This is a genomic window from Streptomyces panaciradicis (genome assembly GCF_023516615.1).
Classification (GTDB): domain Bacteria; phylum Actinomycetota; class Actinomycetes; order Streptomycetales; family Streptomycetaceae; genus Streptomyces; species Streptomyces panaciradicis.
The window spans coordinates 43,677-66,987 of record NZ_JAMGBF010000070.1; the positions used below are offsets into that span (position 1 = coordinate 43,677).

Sequence of the window (23,311 nt, forward strand, 5' to 3'; positions counted from 1 at the left end):
CCGCGCCGGCTGGGAGGTGGACCGCGGACCTGGCGGGGCCGCTCCGAAGAACCGCCCGGTCCGCCGCAGGGGGTGGCCTAGTAGACCCGGCTCCGCATCCGGCGCCACCACATCAGGCCCGCGCCGATCAGGGCGATGCCGGCCGCGCCGCCGCCGGCGGAGGCCGCGATCAGGCTCGTGTTGCTCATCCCGCCGGCGCCGGCCGGCTGCAGGGCGTCGCCGAGCTGGTTCTTGACGTCGCTGCCGCCGCTGACGCCCTTGGCGGTGGCGCCGCGGGAACCGGCGGTCGGGTTGGCCAGGTAGGGGAAGTACTTGCCGAAGCCCTTGTCGTTGGCGTCCACCGCGTCGCCCAGGTCGTTCTTGGAGCCGACCAGCTCGCCCTCCACGACCTGCAGGGCCTCGTCGATCACGTCGTCGGTGAGGCGGCGGCCGTTCGGGAAGCCCGCGTTGTCACCGTCGAGGACACCGAGCCGCTTGGGGCTGGCGGCCGGCTTGATCGAGGTGTTCAGGCGCAGCTCCTCCGCAGGCTTCACGTACGGCGGCTGGTTGAGGCCCTTGACGCCCTTGAGGAACACGTCGACGAGGTCGTTGCGCGGCTCCGACGGCGCCTTGATCTTGTAGATCGACTCGATGAGCTTCGGCAGCTCCGGGTTGGTCACGTTCTTCAGGAACTGCCCGTCGTAGGCGGGCGAGGACGCGTTGAACCTGTCCTTGTCCTTCAGCGGGTTGACGACCTCGTTGACCAGCGGGTTGCCCAGGCGGGAGACCTGCTCGTAGTAGCCCTGCGCGTTCCTGCGCTGCACGGTCGACCAGATGCCGACGACCGGCTGCTTGCTCGACTCCGTGATCATGTCGGTCGGCACCTGCAGCGCGATCGAGTTGACGTTGTAGCCCTTGAGCGTGTCCCGGCCGACCTCGGAGAGGTTCCCGCCGTACAGCAGGTCGAAGACGCGCAGGTCCGCGAAGAACGGGTCGTCCGCCTGGCCGGCGAAGGACTGCGCGCCGTTGGGGAGCTTGTAGATCGCCTGCTCGCGCAGCTTGTTGTAGTCCGGCATCGACGCCTTGCCCACGTTCGACGGCGCCACCGGCACGTCGTCGGCGAGCTTCGACCGGTACACGGCCTTGCCGTGCTTGAGCTTGACCAGCTCGATGTCGTACGTCTGCGTGATGTTCAGATCGGGGTCGGCCAGGTTGCTGACCACACCCGTGTTGTAGAGGAACGTCTTCTTGTTCTTCGTCTGCGTGCGGAACGTGTACCGCAGCAGCAGGTCGTCCTGCGCGTCGCCGTTGTTGTCGATGTGGAGGTCGTACTGGGCGTCGTCGGCGAACTGGAAGAAGTTCGGGCCGCCCGCCGGGTCCTCGAAGGGGATGAAGTTGGCGATGAGCGTCGTCGTGTCCGGCTTGTCCGGGCTGACGAAGGCGTACAGGTCGGTGTTGTCGTACTGCGGCTGCCCCGAGATCAGAGGGGCTTCCCGGTGGCTGGAGGCGGAGGCCGCCCCCGGTTCCAGCGTGGCCACGCCGGCGGCCGCGAGCCCGCCGGCGGCCAGCGCACCAGCTATGAGGGTCGCGATGCCCCTGCGTCCCGCGCCGCTCCTGGAGTCAGTTGTCATGCCGTCCGTCCTCAGTCCCAACTTGCCTGACGAACGCTGATTCGGAGCGGTCGACAGGGTGGATTGGTCGAATCCCAAACGTCTTTACGGCGAACCCCTGATCTTGTTTCAGTTCGACGGCGATTCTTGTTCCGACGGATCGGGATTCTCGTTTCGTCGCGCGCCGACCCGCGTTTCGGGGCCGCTGATCCGTAACCCCATCCGGAGGTGCGTTCGTTGCGAATGCCTGGTGTGACGGGACGGGGCCCATGCGGCCGGGGAGGGGACCGAGTGGAGGCGGACGAGCTTCTGGTGCTCGTGGCAGGCGGCGACCAGAAGGCATTCGAGGAGCTGTACGGCCTGGTGTCCGGTCCGGTGTTCGGACTGGTGCGCCGGGTCGTGCGGGATCCGGCGCAGTCGGAGGAGGTGGCGCAGGAGGTGCTGCTCGAACTGTGGCGCTCCGCCGCGAAGTTCGACCCCGGCCGCGGCAGCGCCCTGTCCTGGATCCTCACCGTGGCCCACCGCCGGGCCGTCGACCGGGTGCGCAGCGCCCGCGCCGCCGTCGACCGCGAGCAGCGCGAGGCCCGCCGGGCCCACCACCCCGCCTTCGACCACGTCACCGAGGAGGTCGAGGCGGGCCTCGAACGCGAGTGGGTGCGCCGCTGCCTGGACCGCCTCACGGCGCTGCAGCGCCAGTCCGTCACCCTCGCCTACTACGACGGCTACACGTACCGTGAAGTGGCCGAACGGCTCTCCCTGCCGCTGGGGACCGTCAAGACCCGGATGCGCGATGGACTGACCCAGCTGCGCAAGTGCCTGGGAGGTGTCGCATGAGTCTGCTCGACCGTATGCTCCGCCGCGAGGACCTGCACTCGCTCGCGGCGCCCTACGCGCTCGACGCGCTGGAGCCGGCCGAGCGGGTCCGCTTCGAACGGCACCTCAGGAGTTGTGCCGCCTGTGCCGCCGAGGTGCGCGCCCTGTCCGAGGACGCCGTCCGGCTCGCCTGGTCCACGGCCGCCCCGCCGCCGGCCGCGATGCGCGACCGGGTGCTGGCCGCCGTACGCGCGACGCCGCAGGAGCCGGCGCCGATTCCGGAGCACACCCCCCAACTGCCCGCGCACGTCTGGGGCACGCAGCCCCCGCCGGCTCGCACCCGTGCGCCCCGCGAGCGCCGCCCGTTCTTCGTGCCGCTCGCCACGGCGACGGCCGCCGCGGCCCTCGTGGTCGCCTCGCTCTTCGCCGTGCAGGCCAGGCAGACCCAGGACAAGCTGGACGCCGCGCAGTCCCAGTCACGTGAGATCAACCACGTTCTCGCAGCTCCCGACGCCCGGGCGACGACCGGGAAGGACCCCCGGGGCCGAAGTATCGGAGTGATCGCTTCCGCATCCCAGGGGCAGGCGATCGTCACGCTGAGCGGATACGCCGCTCCGGCCGGCGGACGGGTGCACCAGCTGTGGCTCATGCGCCCCCATGCGCAACCCCGGTCCCTGGGCCTGTTCCGGGGCGGCGACACGCCCTTGGTCGCGACCGGTCTCGACACGTCCGCCACGTCACTCGCTGTGACCGTCGAACCCGACGGAGGATCACCACAGCCCACCAGCCAGCCGATTGTCCAACTCGCCCTGAAATCGGTTGGATTCGGAGAGTAATCGGGGAGGGGTCGTCAACGCCCTTACGGGGAAGGTGAATCCTGTGACCGCGATACACGAGTGCCCGGTTGGGACGATAGGGTTACCCTGCCCGGGCCGGGTGGACTCGTACGGGTGGGGAGTGACATGGAACAGATAACAGTCCGCAGCAGGGCGAGGGTCCCTGCGATCACCTGCGGGAGCAGCGCGACCAGTTCGCGCCTCGACCGACATCTCTCGGTACTGGCGGGTCCCGCCGTGCCGCAGCAGAAGACGGCCGAGGCGACCTCGCTCATGCGTGAACTGACCGCGCGTGACACCACGCAGAACCGCAGCGACAGGGGTGCCCGCGTCCGCCGCGTCTCGCTCTTCGCGCCGCTGCGCCGGCTGAGCCGTTCGCTGTTCGGCGGGCGCTGAGCCGTACCGGCGTCCCCGCGTTCCGGTGCGGTGTCGCGCCTCGATGGAGGGTGTCTTCGGTACGTTCCACCCGCTCGGTACCGAAGACCCCCCTCGCTCGCCCGCGGTCGTCGAGGTCATCGCTCCCCGTACGCGTACCTCCGCACCGCGAGCGGCATGAACACCGCGATCAGCACCAGGCACCACGCCAGTGATCCGGCGATCGGATGCGTCACCGGCCAGGCGCCGTCCGTCGGCACGGGCGCGTTCCCGAACAGGTCCCGCAGGGCCGTGGCGACCGCGCTGATCGGGTTCCACTCGGCCGCCGTGCGCAGCCACCCGGGCAGGCCGGCGGTCGGGATGTAGGCGCTGGACAGCAGCGGCAGCAGGAACGTCGCGCCGCCGAGCTGCCCGGCCGCCTCCTCGTTGCGCGTGAGCAGCCCGAGGAAGATGCCGATCCACGTCATGGCGAAGCGGAACAGCAGCAATAGCCCCACGGCGGCCGCCGCTTCGAGCACCCCGCCCTCGACGCGCCAGCCCACCGCGAGCCCCACCAGCAGGAACGGCACCGTCCCGGCCGCCGTCACCACCAGGTCCGCCGCCGCCTGGCCGAGCGGCACGGCCGACCTGCTGATCGGCAGCGTCCGCAGCCGGTCCATGACGCCCCGGTGGGTGTCCTGGGCCGCCTGGAACATGCCGGCCATGATCCCGCCCGCGGCGGTCGCCACCAGCAGTCCCGGCACCAGGAAGGACCGGTACTCGCGGCCCGGCACCGCCAGCGCGGAGCCGAAGACGTAGCCGAAGAACAGCAGCATGCTGATCGGCATCGTCTGCGTCAGGATCAGCAGCCCCGGGTTGTTCCGCATGCGCCGCAACTGCCGTCCCAGCAGCGCGGTCCCGTCGTATGCCACCGTGCTCATGCCGCGTGCTCCTCGTCCTTCTCGGTCAGTCGCAAAAAGGCCTCGTCCAGCGTCGGCGGCCGCAGGCTCACGTCGAGCAGCGGTACGCCCGCCGCGTCCAGCTCCCGCACCAGGCGGGGCAGCGTGAGCGTCTCGTCGCGGGTGACCGCGCCCACCGCGCCCCGCTCCGGGGCGAACGACGGCTCGGCGCCGGTGAGCCGGTCGAGGACCGCGGCGGCCCGCACCATCACGTCCGCGTCGGCGACGACGACCTCGACGTACGCCCCGACGACGGCCTTGAACTGCGCCGGTGTCCCCGTGTGCGCCACCCGCCCCCGGTCCACCAGGGCGATGTCGTCCGCGAGCCGGTCGGCCTCCTCCAGGTACTGCGTGGTCAGCAGCACGGTGGTGCCGTCGCCGGTGAGTTCGCGCACGGCGTCCCAGATCAGCGCCCGGCTGGCCGGGTCCAGGCCCGTCGTCGGCTCGTCCAGGAACAGCACCTCGGGGCGGCGGATCAGGCTCGCCGCGAGGTCCAGGCGGCGGCGCATCCCGCCCGACCAGGAGGACGCGGGCCGGTCGGCGGCCTCGGTCAGCCCGAACCGGTCGAGGAGCTCGCCGGCCCGCTGTCCCGGCGCGCGCACCCGGTGCAGCCGCCCGAACAGGCACAGGTTCTCCCGGCCCGTCAGGTCGCCGTCGACCGACGTGGACTGCCCGGTGACGCCGATGTGACGGCGTACGGCCGCCGCCTCCCGCACCAGGTCGTGCCCGGCGACCCGCGCCGAGCCGGCGTCCGGCCGCAGCAGTGTCGTCAGCAGCCGTACGGCGGTGGTCTTGCCCGCCCCGTTGGGCCCGAGGACGCCGCAGACCGTGCCCTGGGCCACCGCGAGATCCAGCCCGCGCACCGCGTGCACCTCGCCGAACCTCTTCTCCAGACCTTCACTAAGTACAGCGTACGTAGTTGCCATGCCTCGACCATAGCGCACTACGTACGGTGTACGTAACTACGATGGTGGGCGAGGTGATGATCGATGGCGGGCCGAGCGGCGGTACCCGAAGTGATCTGGGCCCGGCCCGAGCGGGCGGGGCGCGGGCCGAGGCCGGCGTTCACGCGCGCCGACATCGCGGCGGCGGCGGTGGGGATCGCCGACGAGGGGGGTCTGGACGCGGTGTCGATGCGGCATGTCGCGGCCGCGCTGGGCTGCGGCACCATGTCGCTGTACAACTACGTCCCCCGCAAGGAGGATCTGTACGAGCTGATGTTTGACGCGGTCAGCGGGGAGCACGAGCTGTGGGAGCCGTCGGGGGACTGGCGGGCCGACATGATGCGGGTGGCCCGGCAGACCCGTGAGCTGATGCACCGGCACCCCTGGCTGCCCCGTCTGATGTCACCCGTGTACGGATTCAGCCCCAACGCCCTGCGGTACCTGGAGCACTGTCTGGCCTGTCTGGACCCGCTCCAGGACATGAAGTACGGCATGAAGATGCAGCTCGTCGGGCTGCTCAACGGCGTCGTGACGATGTACGTCGCCAACGAGCTGTCCACGGCCGAGCGGACCCGGAACCTGCCGTGGTCGGAGGAGCAGGAGAACGCGGCGCGCATCGCGTATCTGGGCCGGCAGGTCGCGACCGGCGCGTATCCGCGCATGGCGGCGGCGTTCACGGAGGACCCGGGGCCGATCGACCTCGACGCGGTCTTCGACCTGGCGCTGGAGAGGGTGCTGGACGGGTTCGACCCTTCGCGGTAGCGCTCCGCTGGGGGGCGGTGGGGTGCGTCGTTGGTCGGCTGCGGCGCCGTCGTGGCCGGTCGCGCAGTTCCCCGCGCCCCTTTGGGGCGCTGCCCTCCCGTGGGAGTCGTGGGGCCAGCTCAGAGCAGGGCGAACTGGCCTTCTGGGCCCTCCTCGTGGTGGTCCAGGACCGAGGCCGGTCTGTGGGTGGTCTCCGGTGGTGGGAGGATGCCCGTCTTGTGCAGCTCCGTTGCCGTGATCGGGGAGGTCACGGTCAACTCCTGCTGCTGCGGGCGCAGTTCCGCCAGGAGGGTCAGGACCGTGATCAGTTCCAGCAGTTCCGAGGTCCAGGTCTGCGGCCAGCCGGCCGGACGGATCGCGGACAGGGTGCCGCGTTCGGCCTGCGCGGTCCGGGCCGTGAACCAGTGCTCCAGGACCCGCACGCCCCCCGCCTCGAAGTCCCATGCTTCGGGCGGCACGGGGGAGATGCGGCCCTCGTCGAGCAGCAGGGTCTCCTCGTCGCGGTCGTAGTCGACGGTGAGCGGGCGCGAGGGCAGCGGGGCACGGACGTAGGGGCGGCGGCCGCCCGGCAGCTTGGGACGGTCACCGACACGGCGCATCAGCCACAGCAGCCGACGGCCCAACTCCACGCCGCGCGACCAGAGTTCCGGGTCCCCGGTGAGGGGGACCGTCAGGTCGGGGCGGGCGGTCGCCATGATCCAGGCGAGGACGTCCGGAGGGGTGGGCGCATGGCCCAGGCGGGCGCCCAGATGGTCCGCCAGCCCCGGTGTCAGGTTGGGCTCCGTGCTGCCCGGGCGGCGGTACAGGGGCCGGATGCGGCCGGGGCGCAGCAGCGGGAGGCGGGAGGTGGCCAGCAGGGGCGGTCCGCCCGTCTCCGACGGCGTCTCGACCATGAAGACCTGGTGCTCGTCCGCGACGCGCCACAGCTCGGGGCGGGCCGTGTCGATCAGCCGGTGGTCGGGGATCAGCCACTGTTCGTCGAAGGGGGCGTACAGGACGCGCACCGGCTCGGGACACGGACCTGACGCGCGCAGAAGCCTCTCCGTGCCGCTCGACTGGCCCGGGAGCTGCCCGACCGCGGAGTGCAGCGTGCGTGAGCGCGTCGGCTCGAACAGGGCTTCCCGGTCCGGTCCGTCGGCCTTGAGCAGGGCGTCCCAGCGGGCTTTCAGGGATGCGGCGTCGGGGCCCGCCGGCCACCCCCGGCCGAGCCGCGGCGGTGCGACGGACCACGGCATGAGGTCCGCCAGCGGCGGAGCGTCGTCGTGCGTCACGCTGGGCATCGTACGACCTGCGACCGACGGTGAGGTCACGTGGCGTCCAGAGTCACCGTGAAGGAGAAGCGGTCCCCGCGGTAGTGGATGACCGCCACGTCCAGGACCCGCCCCTCGGCGTCGTACGTCACCCCCGTGTAGTGCAGGATCGGGCTGAGCAGCGGGACTTGGAGCAGACGGGCCGTCTCGGGGTCGGCCAGCCGGGCCTCGACCGTGTCCGTGATGCGGCTGATGTCCGCCTGGACGACGTCCCGCAGCACCTTGGTCATGGGCCAGCGCACCAGGTCCGCCGGGTCGACGCGCGCGGCCACCTCCGGACGCACCCAGTTGCGCGCGTGGTTGGTCGGCTCGCCGGTCTTCTCGTCGCTGCGCAGCCGGTGGTACGCGGCCACCTCGTCGATCTGCGGGAAGTGCTCGGCGAGTTCGGGCGGCACGGGCGCACTGCCGTACGCCAGCAGCTCGGTCGTCATGCCGGACTGCTGGGCCACGATCGCGTCCACCGAGCCCAGCAGCCGCACCGGGGCGCCCCGGCGGGCGTCGGGCTCGATGAAGGTGCCCCGGCGGCGGTGCCGGGTGATGAGCCCCTCGTCCTCCAGCTCCTTCAGCGCCTGCCGCATGGTCAGCACGCTCACCCCGTAGTGCTCTGCCAACCGCTCCTCGGTGGGCAGGCGCAGGGGGTCCTGGGGCGAGCGGCCGAGTATCGAGGCGCGCAGGGACTGCGAGACCTGGTACCAGAGCGGCAGCTTGCGGTTCAGGACGATCGAGTCCGGGGCGAAGGAGGTCACGGGGCTATCCGTACCGGTCGGCCGCGATCAGTGCAACGGGCGGAAGTGGCGTTCGAGGCCGTTCCACACGTCGTCGTAGTGCGGCTGGAGGTGTTCGGCCTGGGCCGCGTGCGCGGTCAGGGTGACCGGCCAGCGGGTCTCGAACATGAACGCCAGCCCGTCGTCGATCTTCTGCGGCTTCAGCTCGGCCGCGCTCGCCCGGTCGAAGGTCTCCCGGTCCGGCCCGTGCGCCGACATCATGTTGTGCAGCGAGCCCCCGCCCGGCACGAAGCCCTCCGCCTTCGCGTCGTAGGCGCCCTCGATCAGCCCCATGTACTCGCTCATCACGTTCCGGTGGAAGTACGGCGGCCGGAAGGTGTCCTCGCCCACCAGCCAGCGCGGCGCGAAGACCACGAAGTCGACGCCGGCCAGCCCGGGGGTGTCCGACGGGGCCGTCAGCACCGTGAAGATCGACGGGTCGGGGTGGTCGTAGGAGATGGTGCCGATGACGTTGAAGCGGCGCAGGTCGTAGACGTACGGGACGTGGTTGCCGTGCCAGGCGACGACGTCCAGGGGGGAGTGGTCGTACGTCGCCCGCCACAGGTTGCCGCAGAACTTGTTCACCACCTCCACCGGGCCCTCGACGTCCTCGTAGGCGGCGACCGGCGCCCGGAAGTCGCGGGCGTTGGCGAGGCCGTTGGCGCCGATCGGGCCGAGGTCGGGGAGGCGGAAGGGCGCTCCGTAGTTCTCGCACACGTATCCGCGGGCGGTCGGGCTCTGCCCGCCATTCGACACAGTGTCCAGCAGCTCCACACGGAAGCGCACCCCACGGGGGATCAGCGCCACATGGGCCGGCTCCACATGCAGCAGGCCGAACTCCGTGTGCAGCAGCAGCCCGCCGCGCTCGGGGACGATCAGCAGCTCGCCGTCGGCGTCGCTGAAGACGCGGTCCATGGAGGCGTTGGCGTGGTAGAGGTGCACGGCCATGCCGGTGCGCTGGGTCGCGTCGCCGTTGCCGCCGAGCGTCCACAGGCCGGCGAGGAAGTCGGTGCCGTCGGCCGGCTCCGGGAGGGGGTTCCAGCGCAGGCGGTTGGGGTCCGGGACGGCCTCCGTGAAGGGAGCCGTGCGGATCCAGCCGTTGTGCGTCTCCGTGAACGGCGGGTGCGCGGCGGAGGGGCGGATGCGGTAGAGCCAGGAGCGGCGGTTGGCGGCGCGCGGCTCGGTGAAGGCGGAACCGCTCAGCTGCTCCGCGTACAGCCCGAGAGGGGCGCGCTGCGGCGAGTTGCGTCCCTCGGGCAGGGCGCCGGGCACCGCCTCGGAACCGTGCTCGTTGCCGAAACCCGAGAGATAGGTCAGTCCCTCGGCGGTCTTCCGCGGATCCCCGCTCATGATCGCTCCCTTGCGACTTTCGATTCCTATGCATCACCGTAGGATTGCGGTTTCCCGGGCGCAAGGGGTACGCCGCTCCTCCTCATCAGGGAGGAAGCAGAACCAGCCTTGAGGGGGATCCGCCTGTCGGACCGGTGTTCTAGTCTCCGGACATGTCGTGGACGCGGGGACTTCTCGCCGTGCTCGCGGTCTGTGTCCTGTTGCCGGCCGGATCCGTGGGCTGCGGCACCAGTGATGCGCACGAGGACGGCGGCGGGGCGTCGACGTCCCCCGTGGGCAAGGTGCTGGACGGCACCGACCAGGAGGGGCGGCATCTGCGCGAGGTGGGGAAGAAGGACGCGCCGGAGGTCGGCGTCGAGGTCCAGCCGGACGCCGGCGGCACCTGGGACGTACGCCTGAGCGTGCACCACTTCCGCTTCTCGGCGGCCGGTGCGGAACGGCGGGCGGTGGCGGGGCGCGGCTATGTGCGCCTGTACGTCGACGACCGGCCGGTCACCCGGCTGCGCACGACCGCCTACCGCCTCCCGGCCCGGTTCGTCCCGCGCGGCACCCATCACGTCACCGCCCGGCTGTACGCCGACGACGGCACGGCCTGGGCGGTGAAGGGCGAGCCCGTGCAGAGCACCGCCGACATCACGGCGTCGGAACCCTCGCCGGGCGACACGGCACGGCCGGGCGCCGCCTCCGGCACCCCGAAGGCGGCGGCCGGCGCGACGGACGCAACCGGAATGAGTGCATCAGGCATCGATCTCCGTACCGGGGGGCGAGGTTCACCGGACCGCGTCGGAAAGGCATCATGAAGCCCGTGCCCCACGCGACATCGCTCCGCCGAGCGCCTGTGCAGCGGCGCAGCGCCGAACGGCTCACCAGGATTCTCGACGCCTGCGCCGACCTCCTCGACGAGGTCGGCTACGACGCCCTCAGCACCCGGGCCGTCGCGCTCCGCGCCGGCGTCCCCATCGGCTCGGTCTACCGCTTCTTCGGCAACAAGCGGCAGATGGCCGACGCCCTGGCCCAGCGCAACCTCGAACGCTTCACGGAGCACGTCACCGAGCGCCTGAAGGACTCCGGCGAAGGCGGCTGGCGCACCGCGATGGACGCCGTGCTCGACGAGTACCTGTCGATGAAGCGCACCGCGCCCGGCTTCTCGCTCGTCGACTTCGGCAACCAGATCCCGGTCGGCGCCCGCGACGCCGGACCCAACCACCGTGTCGCCGACCGGCTGAGCGACCTGCTCTCCGGCTACCTCGACCGTGAGCCGGACGAGAACCTGCGCCGCACCTTCCTCATAGCCGTCGAGACCGCCGACACCCTGGTCCACCTGGCCTTCCGGGTGGCCCCGGAGGGAGACGCGAAGATCATCGAGGAGGCCCGCGAGATGCTGCGGGCGTATCTGGCCAGAGTGCTGGACTGACGTCCGCGGCACGTCCGCCCCGCCCGGTCCCGCGGATTTCCGACCTCACCCCCCGAGGGGCCTCCCCTCCGTTCATACCGGTCGGTATGCTCACCCTCGTCCATGAGCGCCGCCCCCGCCCCCGGGAGGACCCGTGTCCCGCACCGCCCTGCGCATCTGCCCCCTCTGTGAGGCCACCTGCGGGCTGACCCTCACCATCGACGGCACCCGGGTCACCGGCGCCCGCGGTGACCGCGACGACGTCTTCAGCAAGGGCTTCATCTGCCCCAAGGGCGCCTCCTTCGGCGCCGTGGACGGTGACCCCGACCGGCTGCGCACCCCGCTCGTGCGCCGCGACGGCGAGCTGCGCGAGGCCACCTGGGAGGAGGCGTTCGACGCGGTCGCGGCCGGCCTGCGCGGCGTCGTGGACCGCCACGGCCCGCACGCGGTCGGCGTCGTCCTGGGCAATCCCAACGTCCACACCGTGGCCGGCGGCCTCTACCCGCCGGTGCTGCTCGCCGGACTCGGCACCCGCAGCATCTTCACCGCCTCCACCGTCGACCAGATGCCCAAGCACGTCTCCAGCGGGCTGCTCTTCGGCGACGCCAACGCCATCCCCGTGCCGGACCTGGAGCGCACCGACCACCTGCTGCTGATCGGCGCCAACCCCCTGGAGTCCAACGGCAGTCTGTGCACCGCACCCGACTTCCCCGGCAAGCTCAAGGCCCTCAAGGCGCGCGGCGGCACCCTCGTCGTCATCGACCCGCGGCGCACCCGCACCGCCAAGCTCGCCGACCGCCACATCCCCATCCGGCCCGGCACCGACGCGCTGCTCCTCGCCGCGATGGCGCACGTGCTCTTCGACGAGGGCCTCGTCGACCTCGGAGCACTGGCGCCGCACGTCGAAGGCGTCGACGAACTCCGCACCGAGCTGGGCGACTTCACCCCCGAGGCCGTCGCCGCGGCGTGCGACGTCGAGCCCGCCCTGATCCGCACCCTGGCCCGCGACCTCGCCGCCGCCCCGACCGCCGCCGTGTACGGGCGCATCGGCAGCTGCACCGTGCCGTACGGCACCCTCGGCAGCTGGCTCGTCGACGTCCTGAACATCCTCACCGGCAACCTCGACCGGCCCGGTGGCGCCCTCTTCCCGCAGGCCGCCACCGACCGCACGCCGCGTCCCGCGGGCCCCAGCCACGGCTTCGCGCTGGGCCGTTGGCACTCCCGGGTGAGCAAGCACCCCGAGGCGAAGGGGGAGTTGCCGCTCTCCGCGCTCGCCGAGGAGATCGACACCGCGACCGAGGAGGGCGAGCCGGTCCGCGCCCTGATCGCGGTGGCCGCCAACCCCGTGCTGTCCGCACCCGACGGCGACCGCCTCGACAAGGCGCTGGCCGGCCTGGACTTCATGGTCAGCGTCGACCCGTACCTGAACGAGACCTCGCGCCACGCGACCGTCGTCCTGCCGCCGCCCCCGCCCTCCCAGAGCCCGCACCACGACTTCGCCTTCAACACCCTCGCCGTGCGCAACCAGGTCCGCTACACCCGTCCCGCGGTGCCGCTGGAGCCCGGCCGCATGGCCGAGACCGAGATCCTCGCCCGGCTGATCCTGGCCGCGACCGGCATGCACGGCGCCGACCCGTCGGCCGTCGACGACCTGGTCGTCGGCCAGACCCTCGGCAAGGCGGTCAAGGAACCCCACTCGCCGGTCCACGGCCGCGACCCCCAGGAGCTCGCCGCCCTCCTCACCGGCGAGAACGGCCCCGAGCGGCGGCTGGACATGATGCTGCGCCTCGGCCCCTACGGCGACGGCTTCGGCGTACGCCCCGACGGGCTGTCGCTTCAGAAGCTGCTCGCGCACCCGCACGGCATCGACCTCGGGCCGCTGGCCCCCCGCCTCCCGCAGCCGCTCAAGACCCGCAGCGGCAAGGTCGAGCTGCTGGCCCGCCCGATCGCCGACGACCTGCCCCGCCTGCGGCGCGCCCTCGGCGAACTCCCCGACGGCCTGGTCCTCGTCGGCCGCCGGCACCTGCGCTCCAACAACAGCTGGATGCACAACGTCCCGGCCCTGACGGGCGGTTCGAACCGCTGCACGCTGCACCTCCACCCCGAGGACGCCGAGCGGCTCGGCGTGCGCGACGGGGACCCGGTGCGGGTGAAGGGCGCCGGGGGAGAGGTGACCGCCCCGGCGGAGGTCACGGACGCCGTGCGCCGGGGTGTGGTCAGCCTGCCGCACGGCTGGGGCCACGACCGGCCCGGCACCCGCATGAGCCACGCCGCCACCGACCCCGGAGTCAACGTCAACCAGCTCCTCGACGGCAGCCTCCTCGACCCCCTGTCGGGCAACGCCGTCCTCAACGGAGTGCCGGTGGAAGTCGCCGCCGCGCTGCCCGCCTGACCTGAGCAAAGCCGTGACCTGCGGTTTTGCGCTTATTGCTCACACGTCAACTACTTGTTAACGCCGTTTGAACGGACCTAACGTCATCGCACCGCCTGCCCGGTGGGATGTTCAAGGGCGAACGTTAGGTATCCACTCATGCTGACCCTCCTCGGCTTCGCCATGATCGCGACCTTCCTGGTCCTGATCATGCTGAAGAAGATGTCGCCGATCGCGGCGCTCGTGCTGATTCCCGCGCTGTTCTGCGTCTTCGTCGGCAAGGGCGCCAAGCTCGGTGACTACGTCATCGACGGCGTCACCAGCCTCGCCCCCACCGCGGCGATGCTCATGTTCGCGATCGTCTACTTCGGTGTGATGATCGACGTCGGCCTCTTCGACCCGATCGTTCGGGGAATCCTGAAGTTCTGCAAGGCCGACCCGCTCCGCATCGTCGTCGGTACGGCGGTCCTCGCCGCGATCGTCTCGCTCGACGGCGACGGCTCCACCACCTTCATGATCACCGTCTCGGCGATGTACCCGCTGTACAAGCGCCTGAAGATGAGCCTGGTCGTGATGACCGGTGTCGCCGCGATGGCCAACGGCGTGATGAACACGCTGCCCTGGGGCGGCCCGACGGCCCGCGCGGCCACCGCGCTGAAGCTCGACGCCAGCGACATCTTCGTGCCGATGATCCCGGCGCTCGCCATGGGCCTGCTGTTCGTCTTCGCCCTCGCCTACGTCCTCGGCCGCCGTGAGCGCAAGCGGCTCGGCGTGCTGACGCTGGACGAGGTGCTGGTGGAGGAGCCCGCCGAGCAGGAGACGGTGCTGGTCGGCGCGGGCACGGGCAACGGCGCCACGAACGGCAACGGCCCCAAGAGCGGCGGCGGTTCGGGTGCCGGCGCGGGACTGCCCGACGCGCCCGAGGACGAGGGCTTCCAGGGACTCGACCCCGAACGGCCCACCCTGCGCCCCAAGCTGTACTGGTTCAACGCGCTGCTCACGGTCGTCCTGCTCACCGCCATGATCATGGAGTGGCTGCCGATCCCGGTGCTGTTCCTGCTCGGCGCGGCCCTGGCCCTCACCGTCAACTTCCCGCACATGCCCGACCAGAAGGCCCGGATCGCCGCACACGCCGAGAACGTCCTCAACGTCTCCGGCATGGTCTTCGCCGCCGCCGTCTTCACCGGCGTCCTGCAGGGCACCGGCATGGTCGACCACATGGCCGAGTGGCTGGTGCACAACATCCCCGACGGCATGGGCCCGCACATGGCGTTCGTCACCGGCGTGCTGAGCATTCCGCTGACGTACTTCATGTCCAACGACGGCTTCTACTTCGGCATCCTGCCCGTCCTCGCCGAGGCGGGCCAGGCGCACGGCGTCTCCTCGCTGGAGATCGCCCGCGCCTCCCTCATCGGCCAGCCCCTGCACATGTCCAGCCCGCTCGTCCCCGCCGTCTACGTCCTGGTGGGCATGGCCAAGGTGGAGTTCGGCGACCACACCCGGTTCGTGGTCAAGTGGGCCGCGCTCACCTCGCTCGTGGTCCTCGGCGCGGGCATCCTCTTCGGCATCATCTGACCCCGCCACGAAAGGTTCGTCCCATGAGGCCCGGTGGGAACCGCGGCTGGCTGCTCCGCCTCGTCATCGCCTTCTCCTTCGCGCAGGGGGCGGTGTCGATGGCCCGGCCCGCCGTGTCCTACCGGGCCCTCGCGCTGGGCGCCGACGAGCGGGCGGTCGGCGTCATCGCGGGCGTCTACGCCCTCCTCCCGCTCTTCGCCGCCGTACCGCTGGGCCGCCGCACCGACCACGGCCGCTGCGCGCCCCTGCTGCCCGTCGGCGTCGCGCTGATCGCGGGCGGCTGCGCCCTGAGCGGGCTCGCCGGTTCCCTGTGGGCGATGGCGGTGTGGAGCGGTGTGATGGGCCTCGGCCACCTCTGCTTCGTGATCGGCGCCCAGTCCCTGGTCGCCCGCCGGTCCGCGCCGCACGAACAGGACCGCAACTTCGGGCACTTCACCATCGGAGCCTCCCTCGGCCAGCTCGTCGGCCCGATCGCGGCGGGCGCGCTGATCGGCGGCCCCGACATGGCCGGCACGAGCGCGCTGGCGCTGCTCGTGGCGGGCGCGGGCGCGGCGGCCGCCTTCACCTCGCTGTGGCGCATCGAGGACCGAACGGCGGTCAACTCCCGTGCAGCGCAGGGCGACCGGGTCGCGGTGGGCGGCATCCTGCGGGCCCGGGGCGTGCCCGCCGGCATGCTCGTCAGCCTCTCCGTGCTGTCCGCCACGGACATCCTCACCGCCTATCTGCCGGTGCTCGGCGAGCACCGCGACATCGCGCCCTCCGTGATCGGCGTGCTGCTCAGCCTGCGGGCCGGCGCCACCATCGCCTGCCGGCTGGTGCTGACGCCGCTGCTCCGGCTGCTCGGCCGGCCCGCGCTGCTGACCGTGACCTGCCTGCTGGCCGCCGTACTGTGCGCCGGCGTCGCGCTGCCGGTGCCGGTGTGGGCCCTCGGCCTGATGCTGACCGTGCTCGGCTTCTGCCTGGGCGTCGGCCAGCCGCTGTCCATGACGACCGTCGTGCAGGCCGCCCCCGACGGCGCGCGTTCCACCGCCCTCGCCCTGCGGCTGACCGGCAACCGCCTCGGCCAGGTCGCCGCCCCCGCGACGGCGGGCCTGGTCGCCGGTCTCGTCGGCGCGGCCGCGCCCTTCGTCATGCTCGGCGGGCTGCTGTTGCTGTCGGCCGGGGTCGCGCTCCGCTCGCCTGCTCCGGACGGAGGAAAAGTGACGGGGCGTCGGGCGACGCTCCCGCAGTCCACGCGCCGTATGTGAAAGAGAGTCAGAAGAAACACGATTCATACGAAAATCATCTGACTCGGAGGACTCGCATGCCCATCATGCCTCTGCAGCGCCGTGCGGGAACGCGCACCGCCGCGCTGGCGGCCCTGACCATCGCCGGGAGCGCGCTCCTCGGCTCGCCGGCGCTCGCCGCGCCCACGCCGGTCCCGGGCGACAACGGCGACGTGAAGATCCACAAGGTGGGCGCCTCCTTGGCCGAAAAGGACAACCAGCCGCACGTCTGCACGTTCTACCTCGACGCCTTCAATTTCGACGCCGCCGAGAAGGTCACCTGGACCATCGCCGGTCAGCCGCCGACGGCCGGCGCGGGCACGAAGACCGGCACGCTCACCACCGATGCCACGGGTGCGGCGCACACGAACCCCGTCACGCTGTCCAACGGGCACTACAAGCTCACCTGGACCACCAGCCTGGGCCACGGCGCGGGCAAGATGAAGGTCTTCTGGGTCGACTGCACCACGTCGGGCGGCTCGCCCAACGGCGGTCCGCCGGCGGGCGGCGGCGGACTCGCGCGCGACGCCGCGATCAACCCGGTCGCCGGTGCCGCCGCCGTCGGTCTGGCCGCGGTGGGCGGGGCGGTCTACTTCCGGCTCCGTCGCCGCCCGCATGGCAGGGCGTAACAGCAGGACACCGGGGCCCGGCACCCGTCGCCCGTCCGCACACCACGGACGGGCCCGGCGCCCCAGGCCCTGGTACCGGACGCGCGCCTACCGCCTGAGCCGGACGCTCGTCCTCGGGTTCCTGCTGGTGGTGGGCGCCGTCCGGTGCAGCCAGGACGACGGGCCGCCCACGACGACGGCCGCCCCCGAGCCGGCTCCCGCCCGCTCCCAGTCACCGGCCCCGCGCGCCGACGACGCGCGCCCCGCCCCGCCCCGGACGGTGCCGCGCCGGACCGCCCCGCCGCCCCGCCCGCTGTCCCGCTCCCGCGCGACCCGCGTCGTCATCCCTTACATCGGCGTCGACGCCCCGGTCTTCGGGCTCGGCCTGGACCGCGACCACCGGCTCACCGCGCCGCCCGAGGACGACGGCCACCGCGTGGGCTGGTACGAGGGCGGCCCCTCCCCGGGCGAGCAGGGCACCGCGGTCGTCGTCGGCCACCTGGACACCCGGACCGGCCCCGCGGTCTTCGCCGGCCTCGGCGAGCTCGGCCCCGGTCACCTGGTGGAACTGCGCCGCGCGGACGGCCGCAGCGCCTTCTACACCGTCGACAAGGTCCGGACGTACGAGAAGGCGCACTTCCCCGACGGCGAGGTCTACGGCGCCCGCGGCCGCCCCGAGCTCCGGCTCATCACCTGCGGCGGCGCCTACGACCGCCGGACCGGCTACGCGGGCAACACGGTCGTCTTCGCGCACCTCACCCGCACCCGGTGAGCGTGGACAGCCCACTGAACGAGAGCGTCCGCTTTCTCACAGGCTGATCCCGAGCGTCCGAACTCTTCCCTCGGCCGGGCACATTCCGTTAACTTCCGTGACCCACAGGCCTCGCGCGAACCGCACGAGGTGTTCGGCATCGCGGAGCACCAGCGCCCAGCAGCCCCCGGGGGCATCAGTCATGACACGCGCCATCTCCCTGCAGGATGTGAGCAAGACCTACACGCGAGGCGTTCGCGTGGTGGACCGGCTGTCGCTGCACGTCGAGCCCGGCGAGTTCCTCGTCCTGCTCGGGCCCTCGGGCTGCGGCAAGTCCACCGTGCTGCGCATGATCGCCGGGCTGGAGGAGATCACCGAGGGCACGCTGCTGCTCGACGGCGAGGAGGCCAACGACCTGGTGCCCTCCGAGCGGAACATGGCGATGGTCTTCCAGAACTTCGCCCTCTACCCGAACATGACGAGCCGCGGGAACATCGGCTTCCCGCTGCGGGTGGAGAACCCGGGCGAGGACCCGCGGCCCCGTGTCGACGCCACCGCCCGCATGCTCGGCATCGAGGACCTCCTGGACCGCTTCCCCGCCCAGCTCTCCGGCGGCGAGCGGCAGCGCGTCGCCATGGGCCGGGCCATCGCCCGCCACCCGTCGGCCTTCCTGATGGACGAGCCGCTGTCCAACCTCGACGCCAAGCTCCGCAACCACCTGCGCGCCGAGATCTCCAAGCTCACCCGGGAACTGGGCGTCACCACGGTCTACGTCACCCACGACCAGGCGGAGGCCATGTCGCTCGGCGACCGGGTCGCCGTGCTGCGCGGCGGCGTGCTCCAGCAGGTGGGGACACCGCGCTCGGTGTACGCCCTGCCCCGCAACGTCTTCGTCGCCGCCTTCATCGGCACCCCCCGCATCAACCTGCTGCGCGGCCTGGTCCGCGCCCCGCTCGACGGCGCGATGACCATCAGCCTGGGCAAGCAGTTCCTGCGGCTGCCCGAACCCCTCTCCCGGGACCACCAGTTGCTCCGCGTCCAGCAGGGGCGCGAGGTGATCGTGGGCCTGCGCTCGGAGGCCGTCCGCATCGCCAAGCACAGCTCCGCCCGGCCCGGGGAGGTGCCGCTCACCGGTCTGGTGGAGCACGTGGAGTTCCAGGGGCACGAGATCCTGGTCCACTTCGACACCGGCTCTCAGCCCGCCGTCGTACCGGACCTGGAGGCGCCCCGTCCCGCCTCGCGGCCGTCCCGGCGGCGGCGCAGGGAGGGCGGGGTGACCGTGCTCGGGCGGCTGCGGGAGCGGGCGGAGGCCATGCGGGCCGGGCCGGTGGTGGTGCTGGACGAGCCGGCCGGCCCGGACCCGGCGGCGCCCTCGGAGCCCCGTCTCCCCGGCGACCTGGTGGTCCGCACCACCCCCGACATCGACCTGCGCCGGGGCCTGCAGGTCCCGCTCCTCGTCGACCTTGCCCACCTGTTCGTCTTCGACCAGCACGGCGAGCGGATCTGCCCGGCTCCGGCGCGGCTGCCGGACCTGGACGAGTAGCGGGTCCCCGGGGTTTCCCGGGCAGGGGTGTCTGGCGGCAGAAAACTATCGCCGCTAGTTTATGTGGCTGTCGGTAGGTTGTGACGCGGACGACGCCCCGCCCGGAGGAGCACCATGAAGGCACACGACGGCATGTACATCGACGGCGCCTGGCGCCCGGCCGCCGGTACGGACGTGATCGAGGTCGTGAACCCGGTCGACGAACAGGTCATCGGCCACGTGCCCGCGGGCACGGCCGCCGACGTCGACGCCGCCGTACGGGCCGCCCGCGCCGCGCTCCCGGCCTGGTCCGCCACCCCGCCCGCCGAGCGGGCCGCCCGGCTCACCGCCCTCAGGGACGCCCTGCTGGCCCGCAAGGACGAGATCGCGGAGACCGTCACCGCGGAACTCGGCGCGCCCCTGCAGTTCTCGCAGAACGTGCACGCGGCGGTGCCCATCGCGGTCGCCGGCTCGTACGCCGAACTGGCGGCGACGTACGCCTTCGAGGAGAAGGCCGGCAACTCCACCGTCTACCTGGAGCCGGTCGGGGTGGTCGGCGCGATCACGCCGTGGAACTACCCGCTGCACCAGGTCGTCGCCAAGGTCGCCCCGGCGCTGGCGGCCGGCTGCACGATCGTCCTCAAGCCCGCCGAGGACACCCCGCTGGTCGCCCAGCTCTTCGCCGAGGCGGTCCACGAGGCCGGCGTACCGGCCGGGGTGTTCAACCTGGTCACCGGGCTCGGCCCGGTCGCGGGACAGGCCCTCGCCGAGCACCCGGACGTCGACCTGGTGTCGTTCACCGGCTCCACGGCCGTCGGCCGGCAGATCGGCGCGACCGCGGGCGCGGCCGTGAAGCGGGTCGCCCTGGAACTGGGCGGCAAGTCCGCCAACGTCATCCTGCCGAGCGCCGACCTCGCCAAGGCCGTCAACGTCGGCGTCGCCAACGTCATGTCCAACTCCGGTCAGACGTGCAGCGCCTGGACCCGGATGCTGGTGCACCGCGAGCGCTACGAGGAGGCGGTCGAGCTGGCCGCCGCGGCCGCCGCGAAGTACGGCCCGCGCATCGGCCCCGTCGTCAACGCCAAGCAGCTGGCCCGGGTGCGCGGTTACATCGACAAGGGGGTCGCGGAGGGCGCGAGGCTGGTCGCCGGCGGCACCGAACCGCCGCACGAGCAGGGCTACTTCGTCTCGCCGACCGTCTTCGCCGACGTGACCCCCGACATGACGATCGCCCAGGAGGAGATCTTCGGCCCGGTCCTGGCGATCCTCCCCTACGAGGACGAGGAGGACGCCCTGCGCATCGCCAACGGCACGGTCTACGGCCTCGCGGGCGCCGTCTGGGCCGGCGACGAGGCGGAGGCGGTCGCCTTCGCCCGCCGCATGGACACCGGCCAGGTCGACATCAACGGCGGCCGCTTCAACCCGCTCGCCCCCTTCGGCGGTTACAAGCAGTCGGGCGTCGGCCGGGAACTCGGCGCGCACGGACTCGCCGAGTACCTCCAGACCAAGTCCCTGCAGTTCTGAGGAGCGTTCACCCATGGTCCGCGCAGCCGTCCTGCCCGAGGTGGGCGCCCCGCTTCAGATCACCGACATCGAACTGCCCGACCCGGGCCCCGGCCGGGTCCGCGTCCGCCTCGCCGCCGCCGGGGTGTGCCACTCCGACCTGTCCCTGTCCAACGGCACCATGCGCGTGCCGGTCCCGGCCGTCCTCGGCCACGAGGGCGCGGGCACGGTCGTGTCCGTCGGCGAAGGCGTCGCGGACATCGCGCCGGGCGACCCCGTCGTCCTCAACTGGGCGCCCTCCTGCGGTCATTGCCACGCCTGCTCGCTCGGCGAGGTGTGGCTGTGCGCCAACGCCCTGAACGGCGCCGCCGACGTGTACGCCCGCACCGCGGCCGGCGTCGACCTGCACCCCGGGCTCAACGTCGCCGCGTTCGCCGAGGAGACGGTCGTGCCGGCGTCCTGCGTCCTGCCCCTTCCCGAGGGCGTGCCCTTGACCGACGCGGCCCTCCTGGGCTGTGCGGTCCTCACCGGCTACGGCGCCGTCCACCACTCGGCGAAGGTGCGGCCCGGGGAGACGGTCGCGGTGTTCGGCGTCGGGGGAGTGGGCCTGGCGGCGCTCCAGGCCGCCCGAATCGCGGGCGCCGCGCGGATCATCGCGGTGGACGTCTCGCCGGAGAAGGAGGAACTGGCCCGCAACGCCGGTGCCACCGACTACGTCGTGGCGTCGGAGAACACGGCCCGCGAGATCCGCGGCCTGACGGGCAAGCAGGGCGTCGACGTCGCCGTGGAGTGCGTGGGCCGCGCCACGACGATCCGCACGGCCTGGGACTCCACCCGCCGCGGCGGCCGTACGACGGTGGTCGGCATCGGAGGCAAGGACCAGCAGGTCACCTTCAACGCCCTGGAGATCTTCCACTGGGGCCGCACCCTGTCCGGCTGCGTCTACGGCAACTCCGACCCGGCCGAGGACCTGCCCGTCCTGGCCGACCACATCCGCTCCGGCCGCCTGGACCTGGGCGCGCTGGTGACCGAACGGATCGCGCTGGACGGCATCCCGGTGGCCTTCGAGAACATGCTGGCCGGCAAGGGCGGCCGAGCGCTGATCGTCTTCTGACGCGCGGAAGTCCGTCCGGGCGTGCTCAGACTGAGTCCGGCGCCCGCTCGGGCCGTGGTTCCGGAACCGTCTCAGGGGCCGCGGCCCGTGCGCGCGACCGCGACCGCGACACCGCCACGCCGGCCAGGCACAGCGCCCCGCCTGCCAGCGTGAGCGGTCCCGGCACCTCGCCGAGCACCAGCCAGCTCATCAGCACGACCAGCGCGGGCACCGCGTACGTCGTCGCGCCCATGCGGCTCGCGGTCGTCCGCGCCAGGGCGTACGCCCAGGTCGTGAAGGCCAGTGCCAGCGGAAAGACGCCCAGGTAGACCATGTTGAGGGTCGCCGACAGCGGCGCGTCGGCCGCCTCGCCGGCCAACTGCCCGGCGAACGGCAGGCACATCACCGCGCCGACCAGGCACCCGAACGTCGTCACCTGCAACGCGCTGGCCCGCCCCAGCGCCGGCTTCTGCGCGACGACACCGCCGGCGTAGCCGACGGCCGCGAGCAGGCACAGCACCACGCCGAGTACGGAGGAGCCGCCGCCTCCCGACATCGACAGGCCGACCGTCACGGCCCCCGCGAACGACACCGCCATGCCGGCGAGCAGGCGGGGCGGCATCGGGTCCCCCAGCAGCCGCGCGCCCAGCAGGGCGATGAGGATCGGGCCGATGTTCACGACGAGGGCCGCCGTACCGGCGTCGACCTGCTGCTCGCCCCAGTTCAGCACCACGCTGTAGAACCCGAACCAGAGCAGCCCCGATATCAGGATGCCCCGCCAGGCCGCCCGCGGCGGCAGCCCCTCCCGCCGTACGACCATGAACACACCCAGCACCAGACAGCCGGACAGCAACCGCCCCAGCGCCAGCGCCCCCGGCGAGTACGCGGCCCCCGCGCTCCGGATCGACACGAACGCGGAGGCCCACAGGACGACGGTCGTCGCCGCCGCGGCGGCGGGGAGGAGGCGGGGCCGGGAAGGGGCGGTGCGCATCATGCTCCTGAGGGTAGGCGGGCCGGTACGGGCGAGGCTGGCGGATTTCGGACGGGGGGGCGTCGCCGGGTGCGGGTGGTCGGTGGCCGGTCGCGCAGTTCCCCGCGCCCCTTGGGGGTGTGACGGTGGTGTGTCGGCTGCGGGTGGTGGGTGGCCGGTCGCGCAGTTCCCCGCGCCCCTTGGGGGGGGGTGGCGGTGGTGTGTCGGGTGCGGGTGGTGGGTGGCTGGTCGCGCAGTTCCCCGCGCCCCTCAGAGGGGGTGGCCGTGGTCTGTCGGCTGCGGGTGGTTCGTGGCTGGTCGCGCAGTTCCCCGCGCCCCTAGGGGGTGCCGGGCCGTTGGCTATCAGGGGCCCCGACTCCGAAACTCCGCCGCCTGCCACCCCCTAAGGGGCGCGGGGAACTGCGCGATCAACCCCCACTTCCCGCACTCGACATGCGCCCGCACCACCCCCTAAGGGGCGCGGGGAACTGCGCGACCAGCCACACGCCACCCGCAGCCGGCGAAGCCACCCCAGCCCCCAGCCCCCACCCCCGTAGCCGCCCCTCACCGCAACGCCCC

General features: G+C 72.4%; 21 protein-coding genes. 14 read left to right on the forward strand and 7 right to left on the reverse strand.

The genetic code is table 11. From position 1 onward, the window contains the following. Positions 1-77: 77 nt before the first annotated feature. Positions 78-1,610, reverse strand: a complete 1,533-nt coding sequence (locus tag M8J74_RS23240) for a DUF4331 domain-containing protein (RefSeq protein ID WP_249838300.1) — start codon at positions 1,608-1,610, stop codon at positions 78-80. A gap of 270 nt (positions 1,611-1,880) precedes the next feature. Between M8J74_RS23240 and M8J74_RS23245 the strand changes: the two genes are divergently transcribed. From M8J74_RS23245 to M8J74_RS23255, 3 genes are all read left to right on the forward strand, one after another. Continuing rightward, positions 1,881-2,423: a sigma-70 family RNA polymerase sigma factor gene (locus M8J74_RS23245; protein ID WP_142150967.1), complete on the forward strand. Its 543-nt coding sequence runs from the start codon at positions 1,881-1,883 to the stop codon at positions 2,421-2,423. After that, positions 2,420-3,238 (forward strand): anti-sigma factor, encoded by an 819-nt coding sequence (locus M8J74_RS23250; protein WP_249838301.1) that lies wholly within the window; start codon positions 2,420-2,422, stop codon positions 3,236-3,238. Before M8J74_RS23245 ends, M8J74_RS23250 begins: the two co-directional genes overlap by 4 nt. Before the next feature lie 126 nt (positions 3,239-3,364). Continuing rightward, entirely contained in the window at positions 3,365-3,634 is a 270-nt protein-coding gene (locus M8J74_RS23255) for a hypothetical protein (protein WP_249838302.1), read from the forward strand. Positions 3,635-3,750: 116 nt separating this feature from the next. Here the strand turns inward: M8J74_RS23255 and M8J74_RS23260 are convergent, their stop codons facing one another. Both M8J74_RS23260 and M8J74_RS23265 read right to left on the reverse strand, forming a co-directional pair. Further along, positions 3,751-4,533, reverse strand: coding sequence for an ABC transporter permease (locus M8J74_RS23260; protein ID WP_249838303.1), 783 nt, complete (start codon positions 4,531-4,533; stop codon positions 3,751-3,753). Further along, positions 4,530-5,477 (reverse strand): ATP-binding cassette domain-containing protein, encoded by a 948-nt coding sequence (locus M8J74_RS23265; RefSeq protein WP_249838304.1) that lies wholly within the window; start codon positions 5,475-5,477, stop codon positions 4,530-4,532. Before M8J74_RS23265 ends, M8J74_RS23260 begins: the two co-directional genes overlap by 4 nt. 63 nt (positions 5,478-5,540) lie before the next feature. Between M8J74_RS23265 and M8J74_RS23270 the strand changes: the two genes are divergently transcribed. Then, the gene (locus M8J74_RS23270; protein ID WP_249838305.1) at positions 5,541-6,257 is read left to right on the forward strand and encodes a TetR/AcrR family transcriptional regulator; all 717 of its coding nucleotides are present in this window, start codon (positions 5,541-5,543) and stop codon (positions 6,255-6,257) included. A 119-nt stretch (positions 6,258-6,376) separates the two neighbouring features. Here M8J74_RS23270 and M8J74_RS23275 read toward each other — a convergent pair whose 3' ends face one another. Genes M8J74_RS23275 through hmgA form a run of 3 tightly spaced genes read right to left on the reverse strand, consistent with a single transcriptional unit; the run spans position 6,377 to position 9,681 of the window. Then, complete coding sequence (locus M8J74_RS23275; RefSeq protein ID WP_249838306.1) at positions 6,377-7,537, reverse strand: type ISP restriction/modification enzyme; 1,161 nt, start codon at positions 7,535-7,537, stop codon at positions 6,377-6,379. Positions 7,538-7,563: 26 nt separating this feature from the next. Next, complete coding sequence (locus M8J74_RS23280; protein WP_249838307.1) at positions 7,564-8,313, reverse strand: GntR family transcriptional regulator; 750 nt, start codon at positions 8,311-8,313, stop codon at positions 7,564-7,566. Positions 8,314-8,340: 27 nt separating this feature from the next. Then, positions 8,341-9,681, reverse strand: coding sequence for a homogentisate 1,2-dioxygenase (gene hmgA, locus M8J74_RS23285; RefSeq protein ID WP_249838308.1), 1,341 nt, complete (start codon positions 9,679-9,681; stop codon positions 8,341-8,343). A 152-nt stretch (positions 9,682-9,833) separates the two neighbouring features. Between hmgA and M8J74_RS23290 the strand changes: the two genes are divergently transcribed. From M8J74_RS23290 to M8J74_RS23335, 10 genes are all read left to right on the forward strand, one after another. Continuing rightward, complete coding sequence (locus tag M8J74_RS23290; protein WP_249838309.1) at positions 9,834-10,481, forward strand: hypothetical protein; 648 nt, start codon at positions 9,834-9,836, stop codon at positions 10,479-10,481. Beyond that, the gene (locus M8J74_RS23295; RefSeq protein WP_249838310.1) at positions 10,478-11,095 is read left to right on the forward strand and encodes a TetR/AcrR family transcriptional regulator; all 618 of its coding nucleotides are present in this window, start codon (positions 10,478-10,480) and stop codon (positions 11,093-11,095) included. Before M8J74_RS23290 ends, M8J74_RS23295 begins: the two co-directional genes overlap by 4 nt. Positions 11,096-11,228: 133 nt before the next feature. Then, positions 11,229-13,466, forward strand: coding sequence for a molybdopterin oxidoreductase family protein (locus M8J74_RS23300; protein ID WP_249838311.1), 2,238 nt, complete (start codon positions 11,229-11,231; stop codon positions 13,464-13,466). A 138-nt stretch (positions 13,467-13,604) separates the two neighbouring features. Further along, a complete protein-coding gene (locus M8J74_RS23305; protein ID WP_249838312.1) occupies positions 13,605-15,020 on the forward strand; it encodes a CitMHS family transporter in 1,416 nt (471 codons plus the stop codon). A gap of 23 nt (positions 15,021-15,043) precedes the next feature. After that, entirely contained in the window at positions 15,044-16,267 is a 1,224-nt protein-coding gene (locus M8J74_RS23310) for an MFS transporter (RefSeq protein ID WP_249838313.1), read from the forward strand. A 56-nt stretch (positions 16,268-16,323) separates the two neighbouring features. Beyond that, complete coding sequence (locus M8J74_RS23315; protein WP_249838314.1) at positions 16,324-16,914, forward strand: hypothetical protein; 591 nt, start codon at positions 16,324-16,326, stop codon at positions 16,912-16,914. Then, positions 16,901-17,665 carry a class F sortase gene (locus M8J74_RS23320; protein WP_249838315.1) on the forward strand — a complete coding sequence of 255 codons (765 nt, stop codon included), beginning with the start codon at positions 16,901-16,903 and terminating at the stop codon, positions 17,663-17,665. The genes M8J74_RS23315 and M8J74_RS23320 overlap by 14 nt, the downstream gene beginning before the upstream one ends. Positions 17,666-17,846: 181 nt before the next feature. Beyond that, complete coding sequence (locus M8J74_RS23325; RefSeq protein WP_249838316.1) at positions 17,847-19,187, forward strand: ABC transporter ATP-binding protein; 1,341 nt, start codon at positions 17,847-17,849, stop codon at positions 19,185-19,187. Between the two features lie 114 nt (positions 19,188-19,301). After that, positions 19,302-20,690: an aldehyde dehydrogenase family protein gene (locus M8J74_RS23330; RefSeq protein WP_249838317.1), complete on the forward strand. Its 1,389-nt coding sequence runs from the start codon at positions 19,302-19,304 to the stop codon at positions 20,688-20,690. 13 nt (positions 20,691-20,703) lie between these two features. Beyond that, positions 20,704-21,783, forward strand: coding sequence for a zinc-binding dehydrogenase (locus M8J74_RS23335; protein WP_249838318.1), 1,080 nt, complete (start codon positions 20,704-20,706; stop codon positions 21,781-21,783). Between the two features lie 25 nt (positions 21,784-21,808). Here the strand turns inward: M8J74_RS23335 and M8J74_RS23340 are convergent, their stop codons facing one another. Beyond that, entirely contained in the window at positions 21,809-22,753 is a 945-nt protein-coding gene (locus M8J74_RS23340) for a DMT family transporter (RefSeq protein ID WP_372500247.1), read from the reverse strand. Positions 22,754-23,311: the final 558 nt, after the last annotated feature.